Source organism: Chloroflexus sp. (assembly GCF_034431535.1).
Classification (GTDB): Bacteria; Chloroflexota; Chloroflexia; order Chloroflexales; family Chloroflexaceae; genus Chloroflexus.
On the sequence record NZ_DAOUDC010000031.1, the window covers coordinates 12,475 to 24,090 of the forward strand.

10 protein-coding genes are annotated in these 11,616 nt (G+C 58.4%); 6 read left to right on the forward strand and 4 right to left on the reverse strand.

Translation table 11 applies throughout. From position 1 onward, the window contains the following. Positions 1 to 2 precede the first annotated feature (2 nt). Positions 3 to 1,418: a pyridoxal phosphate-dependent decarboxylase family protein gene (locus U9R61_RS08395; RefSeq protein ID WP_416208834.1), complete on the forward strand. Its 1,416-nt coding sequence runs from the start codon at positions 3 to 5 to the stop codon at positions 1,416 to 1,418. Positions 1,419 to 1,448: 30 nt separating this feature from the next. Here U9R61_RS08395 and U9R61_RS08400 read toward each other — a convergent pair whose 3' ends face one another. From U9R61_RS08400 to lipB, 4 genes are all read right to left on the reverse strand, one after another. Beyond that, positions 1,449 to 1,940 (reverse strand): hypothetical protein, encoded by a 492-nt coding sequence (locus U9R61_RS08400; protein ID WP_322488368.1) that lies wholly within the window; start codon positions 1,938 to 1,940, stop codon positions 1,449 to 1,451. Between the two features lie 444 nt (positions 1,941 to 2,384). Next, positions 2,385 to 3,797, reverse strand: coding sequence for a dihydrolipoyl dehydrogenase (lpdA, locus tag U9R61_RS08405; protein ID WP_322488369.1), 1,413 nt, complete (start codon positions 3,795 to 3,797; stop codon positions 2,385 to 2,387). Positions 3,798 to 4,036: 239 nt separating this feature from the next. After that, positions 4,037 to 4,957, reverse strand: coding sequence for a lipoyl synthase (lipA, locus tag U9R61_RS08410; protein WP_322488370.1), 921 nt, complete (start codon positions 4,955 to 4,957; stop codon positions 4,037 to 4,039). An 87-nt stretch (positions 4,958 to 5,044) separates the two neighbouring features. Then, entirely contained in the window at positions 5,045 to 5,710 is a 666-nt protein-coding gene (lipB, locus tag U9R61_RS08415) for a lipoyl(octanoyl) transferase LipB (protein WP_322488371.1), read from the reverse strand. Positions 5,711 to 6,029: 319 nt separating this feature from the next. Here lipB and U9R61_RS08420 point away from each other — a divergent pair, with 319 nt between their 5' ends. From U9R61_RS08420 to U9R61_RS08440, 5 genes are all read left to right on the forward strand, one after another. Further along, a complete protein-coding gene (locus U9R61_RS08420) occupies positions 6,030 to 6,752 on the forward strand; it encodes a class F sortase (protein ID WP_322488372.1) in 723 nt (240 codons plus the stop codon). A 75-nt stretch (positions 6,753 to 6,827) separates the two neighbouring features. Continuing rightward, complete coding sequence (locus tag U9R61_RS08425) at positions 6,828 to 7,826, forward strand: TIGR03557 family F420-dependent LLM class oxidoreductase (protein WP_322488373.1); 999 nt, start codon at positions 6,828 to 6,830, stop codon at positions 7,824 to 7,826. Then, complete coding sequence (locus U9R61_RS08430; RefSeq protein ID WP_322488374.1) at positions 7,808 to 9,781, forward strand: acetyl-CoA carboxylase biotin carboxylase subunit; 1,974 nt, start codon at positions 7,808 to 7,810, stop codon at positions 9,779 to 9,781. The genes U9R61_RS08425 and U9R61_RS08430 overlap by 19 nt, the downstream gene beginning before the upstream one ends. A gap of 19 nt (positions 9,782 to 9,800) precedes the next feature. Continuing rightward, positions 9,801 to 10,163 carry a hypothetical protein gene (locus tag U9R61_RS08435; protein WP_322488375.1) on the forward strand — a complete coding sequence of 121 codons (363 nt, stop codon included), beginning with the start codon at positions 9,801 to 9,803 and terminating at the stop codon, positions 10,161 to 10,163. A gap of 12 nt (positions 10,164 to 10,175) precedes the next feature. After that, the gene (locus U9R61_RS08440; protein ID WP_322488376.1) at positions 10,176 to 11,510 is read left to right on the forward strand and encodes a vWA domain-containing protein; all 1,335 of its coding nucleotides are present in this window, start codon (positions 10,176 to 10,178) and stop codon (positions 11,508 to 11,510) included. Positions 11,511 to 11,616 lie beyond the last annotated feature (106 nt).

Genomic DNA, 11,616 nt, shown 5'->3' on the forward strand with positions numbered 1-11,616 from the left:
TGATGCATCCTGACGAATTTCGCCGTATTGGCTACCAGATTATCGACCTGATCGCCGATTACCGCGCTACCATCGCCAGCCGTCCGGTCTGGTCACAGGCCCGTCCCGGCGAGGTGCGCAGCCAGTTGCCGGCCACTCCTCCCGAACACCCTGAACCGCCGGAGGCGATTCTGGCCGATGTTGAGCAGATTATGATGCCGCGCCTCTCGAATTGGCAGCATCCGCGCTTTTTCGGCTACTTCCCGGCCAATGCAAGCTTGGCCTCACTGTTGGGAGATATGCTGAGCGGCGGGTTGGGCCAGTTGGGTTTGAATTGGCAGGCCAGCCCGCCTCTCACTGAGTTGGAAGAGCTGACGACCGATTGGATGCGGCAGTTGTTGGGGTTGAGCGAAGTGTGGCGCGGGGTGATCCAGGATACGGCGAGTACCAGTACGCTGGTGGCGTTGCTCTGTGCCCGCGAGCGTTCCTCTGACCATGCCCAAGTGCGTGGTGGATTGCAATCCCTCTCCTCTCCGCTCGTTGTCTATACCTCAACCCAAAGCCATAGCTCGGTTGAGAAAGCAGCGCTCTTGGCCGGTTTTGGCCGCGATAACCTCCGCCTGCTGCCGGTTGACGATACCTTCGCTCTGCGCGTGGACGCCCTCGCCGATGCTATCGCCGCCGACCGCGCCGCCGGTCGGGTGCCGTGCGCGGTCGTAGCCAGTATCGGGGCCACTGCTACCACCGCCTGCGATCCGCTCGAACCGATTGGCGAAGTGTGCCGGCGTGAGGGGATTTGGCTCCACGTTGATGCAGCAATGGCCGGCTCGGCGATGATCTTACCCGAATGTCGCTATCTCTGGCAGGGGATCGAGCAGGCCGATAGCCTCGTCCTCAATCCGCACAAATGGCTGGGAGCCGCTTTCGATTGCTCACTCTACTACGTGCGCGATCCGCAGCATCTTATCAGAGTGATGTCAACCAACCCCAGTTATCTGCAAACCAGCGCCGACGGCGCTGTCACCAACTATCGCGACTGGGGCATCCCGTTGGGCCGGCGCTTCCGCGCGCTCAAGCTCTACTTCCTGCTACGCTGCGAAGGGGCCGAGGGGTTGCGCGCTCGGCTTCGTCGCGACATTGCGAATGCTCACTGGCTAGCCGCGCAGGTTGATGCAGCGCCCGAATGGCGCCGATTAGCGCCGGTACCGTTACAGACGGTCTGCGTCCGCCATGAACCGCCGGGCCTGAGTGGCGAAGATCTCGACCGCCATACCCTGCGCTGGGTCGGTGCGATTAATGCCAGCGGCGCGGCATACCTGACCCCTGCGATCCTCGATGGACGCTGGATGGTGCGCATCAGCATTGGTGCCGAGCCAACCGAGCACACCGATGTGGCTGCACTATGGGAACTGATGCAAGCCGCAGCAGAGAAGGAGTAGGGAGTGGCACGTTTGCCACTCCCTGTCTTGCTACTTCCCGACCCGGCTCCACCATGCGTTCAGATCATAGACGGCCAGTGCATTGGTGAAGACCTCGACCGTCTTGTCGTCTATGGTTGTCACCGAGACGAAATAGGGCACCCCATCGGCCACCCACGCCATGGTCACCAGGCCGGGGTCGATCACCTTCACCCCACGCACACCGCGGAGCACATACGGTTTCACCCGATCGCTCCCTTCAACCGGTTGGTTCTGTTCCCACACCGAGCGGGCCGGCGCGCCACCGCCGATGGTGATAGTCGCTGTGCCGCCGCGCGGACGGATAGCGACCAGAAAACCACGGTCGTCGGCAAACGGTGTTGGTTCCGGCAACACTTCATAATCGTCGGCAAAGGTGGGTGGTAATAGGTACTGCACCTGTACCGGAGTGTCGGGAGGGGCCAGGTTAGGTTCGGGAATAAATGAACGGCCACAACCGGTAAGCAGGAGCAAGACGGCAAACAACATAATACGTTGGCGCATACGATGTCACTCTAGGTCGGTATAAACGAACGAAGCCGGTGACAGTGAGACTGCCACCGACTATGATACTGCAATCCGATGTTAGGCACCGACATCGTTAGCGGTGAGAGAGCTTAACGCTTGCTTGCAATCCATCGACGAAACTGCGCACCCTCGTGCTGCCATCATCAGCAGTGGCACAATTCGGATAGCGGGTGAGCACTCGGCCTCTTGCTCGGCTGCCATCACCATTGCGCATCGAACACGGCAGTGGCAGCGCACCGGCACCTTCGTTCCACGACTGCCGGTAACACCACTGCCTTGCTGTGAGCAATCTGCGTGCTGACGCAGAGCACGTGTGAGGATGCAGCACAGCCGCACAACACCTATCACCAATCAATTCCGATAAACGAGTTTGGTCTGTTGCGTTCTCCACAACTGCGGTAACCCCTGTGCTGCCACATTCTACAAATGGATCGGCGCGCCATGCACTAAGGCATGCGCTGCCTCACCGATCGCTTCGTAGAGCGTCGGGTGGGCGTGAATGGTTTGCATCATGCTCTCGCCAGTGGCTTCGTGGCTGAGAGCGATGCCGCCTTCGGCGATCATTTCGGTGACGCGCGGGCCGATCATGTGAACACCCAAAATTTCACCGTATTGGGCTTCCGCGACCAGCTTCACGAAGCCGAAACGGGTCTGGCCGAGCACGCGGGCCTTGCCGTTTGCCGAGAAGGGGAACTTGCCGACTTTGACCTGATAGCCGCGTTCGCGGGCTTTTGCTTCAGTCAGGCCGACGCTGGCGATTTCGGGATTGCAGTAGGTGCAAGCGGCAATCTTACCGTAATCGAGCGGAGTGACGTGATGGCCGGCCATGTGCTCAACGGCCAGAATGCCTTCGGCGCTGGCCTTGTGCGCCAGCCATGGCGTGTTGGCAGTGCAGTCGCCGATTGCGTAGACCCCTTCGGCGCCGGTGCGCAGAAAGCCGTCGGTCTCGATGAAGCCGCGGCTATTGACCTTAACGCCAACCTCTTCTAGCCCGATATTCTCGGTATTGGGAGCAATCCCAATCGAGACAAGGAGCTTCTCGACGGCGATCTGCTGCGGTTTCCCGGCACTATCGATCATCGTCACGACTACCTTTTCACCTCCAACATCGACTCCTTCCACCTTCGCCCCGGCTAACGTCTTAATCCCACGGCGCTGGAAGGCCTTGGCTAACTCGGCGCTGACCTCTTCGTCTTCGTTGGGCACGATACGCGGCAAGGCCTCGACAATCGTCACTTCACTGCCAAACGAGCGGAACATTGAGGCAAACTCAACTCCAATCGCACCGGCGCCAATTGCGAGGAAACTCGCCGGTACCGACTTCAGGTTGAGCATATCGGTCGAAGAGAGCACACGCTCGCCGTCAAACGGCACACCGGGGAAGGGCCGCGGGCGACCACCGGTAGCGACGATGATGTACTTGGCGGCAAGTACCCGCTCACCACCTTCATTCAACTGCACATGCACTTGACCACGACCGATCAAGCGGCCACGTCCGGCAACTACCTCGATCTTGTTCTTCTTCATCAAAAACGCGACACCGTCGGTGCTTTGCTTGACGACAGTATCTTTGTGTTTCATCGCACCGGCTAGCTCGAAGGCCACGTTTTCCACGGTAATCCCGAAGCGTTTTGCCTCTTTCACTTCTTCAAGCAGATCGGCGCTGTGGAGCAACGCTTTGGTTGGGATGCAGCCGATATTCAGACACACGCCACCGAGCGCATTGACCTCGACAATCGCCGTCTTCATGTCGAGTTGGGCAGCACGAATCGCGGCTACATAGCCACCCGGGCCCGAACCGAGCACGACCAAATCGTAGACTTGCTCACTCACGGAACAATCCTTTCGTTACTGATAGTGGCGACGCGAACCCGTCCCGCGCCGCTGACATCTTAACGCAAAGGCGCAAATTGTGACGATAGGTTTGAGCTATGACCGACCGGTACATATGGTTCATAGTGCACCATAGCGTACAACTATGGGCTATGTAGGGATGCAATAATGTCACATCCCTACAATCACTATGCGAGATGCAAGACCTCTCGTCAAGCACCCACCGGCCATTTCTCGCCTTAATGTTGGGCCGCGCCGACATGCAGATGGGCATTGTAGCTTGAGCGCACCAGCGGGCCGCTTTCGACGTGACGAAAACCGCGCGATAGGGCATAGGCGCGGAACTCGGCAAACTCGGCAGGGGTGACGTAGCGATGCACCGGCCAATAGCTCGCATCGGGCGCCAGATACTGACCAATCGTCAATACATTGACATCCACCTCACGCAGTCGGTCAATCACCTCGTACACCTCTTCGTTGGTCTCACCGGCCCCGACCATCATACCACTCTTCGTGACCAGATGCGGGCGAGCAGCACGGGCACGCGCCAACAGTTCAACACTCTGCTCGAACTTGGCTCGTGGGCGAAAACGACGGAACAGCCGCGGCACCGTCTCGATATTGTGATTGAGCACGTCCGGCTCAGCATCTAATACGATAGCCAGTGCATCCCAGTTGCCGTCGAAATCGGGAATGAGCACCTCAACCTTGCAGTCGGGCACCTTCTGCCGGATCAACTCAATCGTGCGGGCGAAGATATGCGCGCCACCATCAGGCACATCATCACGGTTGACCGACGTGAGCACGGCAAACTTCAGCTTCAGATGGGCCACCGATTCGGCAACCCGCTCTGGTTCTTCCTCATCAATCGGCTTGGGTTTACCTTTTCCAATCGCACAGTAACGGCAACCGCGCGTGCAGATGTCGCCAAGCAGCAAAAAGGTGGCAGTGCGATGGTTCCAGCATTCACCGATATTAGGACAACGCGCCTCTTCGCATACCGTATGCAAGTTCTTCTCACGCATGAGGCGCAGCACATCGTGGTAGTTTACGCCACCAGGCGCACGCGCCTTCAGCCATTCGGGCCGGCGGGGCCGGTTGGTGGCGGCAGGTGCGGTATTTGTCACCCCCACCTCGCTGAGCGGTATCAGTTCTGCCATTGACGCTCTCGCCTTCCAGTGATCGCTGTATGTAGGCAATCAATGTCACGCTATGTTCACTGCTCTATTGTACCGCATTATCGATTGCTAGGATAAAGCGTTCACCGGTCGCAGATCAAAAATCTCGCAGAGCGAGGCGATTAACCGCTCGGCCACCTCGGCCAATGACGGCGCTACACCGAGTTCTACCGCCAACGATGTTACACCACGATCTCTGATTCCACATGGTACAATCAGTTCAAACCCACTCAAGTCAGGATCAACATTTAAGGCTAAGCCGTGGGTTGTAACGCCACTCGCGCTGAGCTTAACGCCGATCGCGCAGATCTTGGCCACACCGCCACGCACCCATACGCCGGTCAAACCGGCGACCCGCTCGCCGGTGATGCCGTAGCTGGTCAATACGCGGATCACGCTCTCCTCCAACCCGCGCACGTAACGCCCGACATCGCTACCGTGCTGCGAGAGTTTGAAAATCGGATAGGCAACGAGTTGGCCTGGCGCGTGGTACGTCACTTCACCACCACGATCGCTCTGGACAACAGCGACTCCACGCGCAGCTAGCTCTGCCGGCGTCGCTAAGATGTGTTCGGGGTGGGCTTTGTTACCCAGTGTGATTGTCGGTGGATGTTCGAGCAGCAGGAGAGTATCGCCGATCTGGCCGTGTGACCGTTCCCGGGCTAGACGACGCTGAATTTCCCACGCGGTGGTGTAATCAATGTGACCGAGGTAATGGATGGTGAGGGTGCGCATAGGTGTCAAGCAACATACAAGAAAATTTTATAGAGGTATAGTACACCATGATCAACAGACACGACCAACAGTGACAGACGATGGACACAACGCCCGACCCGCCCGATGCCCTGTTGCCGACACCGCCTGCCGTTCCGTTCTTGAGGGGCATAGCAACGCGCTGCCCCGACACACCCGCCACGATGCCCTTTGCCGACACCGCCCGCCGTTCCGTTCTTGAGGGGCATAGCAACGGGCTGACCCGACAACCTACGTCGGCGGTGGCAAAAGTGTGGTAGCTTATCAAAGGGAGAAAGCAGATTTTAGATGAAGGTGACATGTGATACGAAGGTTATTGCAACTCTTCCTCACCTGTTGTGTACTCAGCGCATGCAGCACCGCTACCGATGCTGCGGCACTAGCTGTTTCATCGCCTACCGCAACCGCTACTGCCACCGGTATACCGACCACGACGCCAACCGCAACTCTAACTCCGTTACCAACCGCAACCGCAACCGTTGCGCCAACATCCACACCAACTGCCACCCCTACCACCACCTCCACACCAACCCTATCGCCAACCGCAACGTTTGCACCAACACCACCCCCTACCGGCGACCGCACGCCGGTACGGCTCGTTATTCCGGACATCAATCTCGACCGCCAGCTTTTCCCCGTCGGGCTTGATGCTAACAACGTACCGGTTGTGCTCGATCACGAAGTCGGTTGGTACATCTACAGCGCTAAACCGGGGCAAGGTGAAAACATCGTCCTCTGGGGACACGTCTTGCGCTTCCGCAAAGCGCCGCACATTCCAGCCCCCTTCGCCGACGTTGAACGGTTGGCAATTGGCAGCGAAATCTTCCTCTACAGCGCCGATGGCAGCATCTTCCGCTATGTGGTCGCACGCAAAGAGCGAGTTACTCCCGATCAAGTGACGTATATCCTACCCACCGGCGACGAACGGCTGACATTGGTATCGTGCATTGGCGACCGTGTCATCGTTGATGGTAATGTCGAACTGACCCATCGCCTCATTACCATCGCGACACCTGCTCCGTAAACCGACTGCCGAAGGGCAAACACGACCGTGGTATACTATGCGATAGACCTCACTTGAAATGCAAAGGTTGAACCTGTGGCAACAATTGGCATATCAGCAGCCTTAGAACAGTTTCACCCAAACGAACTGCTCGAACATTGCCGGCTCGCCGAACAATACGGTTTCCGCGGTGTGATGGCTGCCGACCATTTCCAACCGTGGGTACCGGCCCAGGGACATAATGCCTTCGTCTACAGTTGGATGGGAGCTTTGGGCGTTGTCACCAACCACCGCTTTGGTCCGGGTGTTACCTGCCCGTCATTCCGTACCCACCCTGCTGTCATTGCCCAAGCCGCCGCGACCCTTGGTGCAATGTTCCCCGGTCGGTTTTGGCTGGGGTTAGGGAGTGGGGAATTATTGAATGAGAATGTGGTCGGTGGTGTGTGGCCCGAACCGCTGGTACGGTTTGAAATGCTGCAAGAAGCGACCGAGATTATTCAGAAGCTGCTCAGCGGCAAAGAGACCCGCTACCGCGGACGCTATTTTCAGATGAATAAGGTCCGGTTGTGGACACTCCCCGAACAACCAGTACCAATTTATATTGCTGCAACCGGCCCACAAACCTTACGCTGGGCTGGTAAGACGTGTGACGGGCTGATCACACCGGGCGCCGCTCCTGAAAAGTTACGCCGCATTCTGACCGACTTCGCCGCCGGCGCACGTGAAGCCGGCAAAGACCCCGACAAAATGCCAAAATTGTTGCAGTTGCACATCTCGTGGGCACCGACTGACGAAGAGGCATTGCAGAATGCACTGACCCAATGGCCAAACGGTGGGATGAACTTCCCTAAGCAGGACATTCGCTCACCGGAAGACTTCGCCGCAATGGCCAAACTGGTGCGGCCTGAAGATTTTCGTGGACGAGTGTTGATTTCGTCCGATCTCGATCAGCACCGCGCGCATGTCCAGCAATTTATCGATCTCGGTTTTGACGAGATTTATATTCATAATGTTGGTCGTAATCAGGTTGAATGGATTAAAGCTTTCGGCGAAGCTGTCTTGCCCAAACTACGCCCATGTTCAACCGCATCTTGATCGCAAATCGTGGCGAGATTGCCGTGCGGATCATTCGCGCTTGCCGCGAATTAGGGATTAGCCCGGTTGTTGTGTATTCCGAAGCCGATGCACAGGCACTCCACGTGCGCATGGCCGATGCTGCGGTTTTGATCGGGCCACCACCCGCCGCCCAGAGCTATCTGCGCGCCGAAGCAATCGTTGAGGCCGCAGTGAAACTTAAGGCCGAAGCCATCCACCCCGGTTATGGCTTTTTGAGTGAAAGTGTGAAGTTGGCCGAACAGTGTGCAACAGCGGGGATCACCTTTATCGGGCCACCTCCGCAAGCGATTGCCGCGATGGGGGGAAAGGCCGAAGCACGCGCGTTGGCTCAAGCTGCCGGTGTGCCGGTTGTGCCTGGGTATGACGGTGAAGATCAGAGTGACGAACGTCTGATTGCCGAGGCACGGCGGATCGGGCCGCCGTTGTTGATCAAGGCTAGCGCCGGTGGCGGCGGCAAAGGGATGCGTTCGGTCGGCGATTTGGCCGAGGTGCCGGTAGCTATCGAAGGCGCCCGCCGTGAGGCACGGGCGGCTTTCGGCGATGACCGCCTGATCATCGAGCGGCTCGTCCTACGACCACGCCACGTTGAGATTCAAGTCTTGGCCGACCGCTACGGCAATGTCGTGCATCTCGGTGAACGTGATTGTTCAATTCAGCGCCGTCATCAGAAGGTCGTTGAAGAGGCACCCTCGCCTGCCCTGACCCCGGCGCTCCGGGCAGCGATGGGGAATGCTGCCGTCGCTATCGCTCGCGCTGCCGGTTATGTCAATGCCGGTACGGTTGAATTTATTCTGGCACCGAACGGTGAGTTTTACTTTTTGGAGATGAATACACGACTGCAAGTGGAGCATCCCGTGACCGAGCTGGTCTGCGGCTACGATCTGGTTCATTTGCAGATTGCGATTGCCGCCGGCGAGCACCTCCCCTTCCGCCAAGAAGATATTAGCGTGCGTGGTCACGCCATCGAAGTACGCTTGTACGCCGAAGACCCGCGCACCTTTTTGCCGGCAGTCGGTAAAGTGGCGCTGTTTGTCCCTCCTCAAGGGCCGGGCGTGCGCGTTGATGCCGGTCTGACCAGCGGTGATGAGGTGATGGTGCATTACGATCCGTTGCTGGCGAAGATTATTGTGGCCGGCGCCGACCGGCCCCAAGCTGTCGCACGCTTACGCCGTGCGTTACGCGAGATGGCAGTACTCGGTCCGACCACCAATCTACCACTCTTGCAAGCAATTGCCGAGCATCCCGCGTTCGCCGATGGCGCGACTCATACCGGATTCCTCACCGAACACGAGGGGATTGTTCCACCGGCAGGCCCTCCACCACGCGAAGTACTCATCGCCGCTGCTATCCTCAGTGTCACGACCGAGCCACCGGCGCGCGATCCGCCGGCAGCAGTCTGGCGACTTGGCGGTGACACCATTCCACTGACATTCACCGCGCACGGCGAACACCGGCTGCGGGTGACGCCGCAGACTGTTGGGTGGCATGTAGCCGGCGATCATTGGCATGTCCATGCGACGTTGGTGCGGCGTGGCGATTACGAATTGGCGCTTGATATGGATGGTCAGCGGAGCCAATTCTTCTTTGCACGAGCCAACGATGGTTGGCTGATCGGTTGGCGTGGTGAAGCGTATCACGTGCAACGACCAGCCCCGCTCACCGCCGATACGGTTATTCGCACCGCCGATCAGAATGCCGCGAGTTTCAATGCTCCGATGCCGGGTACCATCGTGCGGCTACACGTTGCCGTTGGCGAACAGGTGCGCGAGGGACAACCCCTCCTCGTTCTTGAAGCGATGAAAATGGAACATACCATTGTCGCACCCTATGCCGGTATTGTCCGCCGCTTGCCGTATCAGGCCGGCGCAAGTGTTGCCGCCGGTGCTCACCTCGTCGATCTCGAACCGATGCCGGCCAATGAGCAGCCGGATTGATCTGTCACAGGTAAGCCGTATGTCAGCCGCACCGAATAAACCACCAGCGCAATCAACTCAGCCCGAAAAACCACCGGCCAAACGTCGGGCGATCGGTTGCAATCTCTGGCTCTTTATTTTGGCAATGATCTCTATGAGCCTGCTTGGTCTTAGCTTCCTCCAACCGACCAAATTGACTATCGTACAAGAGTTTATCATCGGTATTCCACGCGGTGGTATTCGTGAAACCGTCGAAACCACGAGTGTCGACTCGTGTATTCGTGTTGCCGGTTCAAATGAATTGCTTTCTATTACTCGGACACGCCGAGTGACGACATATAACAACGGTTCAGTGCTCGAATTAATCTTCAGCGACCCACCACTGCCGGCACAATGTAACTAAGGATGACCCCTTATGCTGTTGCGTGTGCAGTGTGATCCGCAACCGTTGCAATTACCACCTCTGACCCAGCCCCAGGTGACGTATGTTCACCTGGTGATTACCGCTGAAGGTGACCACACGTTGCCACTACACCTTGTGTTGGTCGCCGATGCTAGTCGCTCGATGCGCATCCCCATTGTCGACGAGCACCGGTTTCGCGAGTTGGTGCGTAACGGCGGCGCTCACGAGGTCTTGGTCGATGGAGTACCGGTTTGGCAATTGGCAAATCCCCTAAGCAGTGAAGCACGCAGTCAATTTCCTAGTCCGATTGACTATACCGTGCGTGCATTACACAGTGTTGTTGAACGACTCACTCCTGACGACCAGATGGCAATCATCGCCTGCGCTAGCGATGCGCTCGTCCTCGCACCAAGTACATCCGGCTACCGACGCACCGAATTGATCGGAGCGATTGCTCGCCTGCCTATGCTGCGGCTTGGCGAGAGCACCAATCTGGCCCAAGGGTTGCAACTAGCACTAGCCCAGTTTGTGGTCACCGATCAACCGGCAGTACGACGGGTGGTGTTACTTACCGATGGCTTCACGGCGGATACCACTATGTGTACCACACTAGCCCGCGAAGCAGCAACTCGCGGTATTACGATCAGCACGATCGGGCTTGGCAGTACATTTGAAGAAACGCTCCTCACGCAGATTGCCGATCTTAGTGGTGGTCGTGCCAGTTTTGGCCAAGAGGCCGGTCATATTCCGATGATTATCTCCGCCGAGTTGGAGCACGCGCGCCAGACCACTATCCACGCGCTGAGTCTGCACATGACGTTCCCGCAGACAGTGACACTACGCCGGATCACCCGCCTCTCCCCAACCTTAAGTGTGCTTACGCCGGTAAGCACCGAACATGGACGGCGCCTGACCCTACCCCTCGGCGATCTGTGCCGTGGCGACTCGGTGCGTTTGCTCTGCGAATTCCTCGTCGCCCCCGGCCCGCCCGGCAGCCAGCGCCGGCTGGCCCGCCTCCACTTCAGCAGCGGCCAATACGAACAACATTACGACCTCATCGCCCACTACGAGCTACAGGCGACCAACCCGCCGCCCGCCTTACTGCCGATCATCACCCGCGCCACCATCGCCCACCTGCACCAGCGCGCCAACCTTGCTCGTCAGCAAGGCGACTACGCAACGGCAGCCAAACTGTTGCGCCAACTGGCGGCGCGCCTGCACGAAGCCGGTGAAACGGAACTGGCCGCACTGGCCAGCGCCGAAGCCGCCACCCTCGACCAAACTCACCGCCCCGGCGCGACTGCCAAAGAGCTCACCTATGCCACCCGCCGGTTGGGGGAAGGGTGAGGGGAAAACCGCCACCTGAAGAGCAACACGCTGCGCTGACCACTGCGGCGAAGCCATCGCCCCTCTTGTCATTGCGAGTCGTCTCCGGCGGCGAAGCAATCCCCCG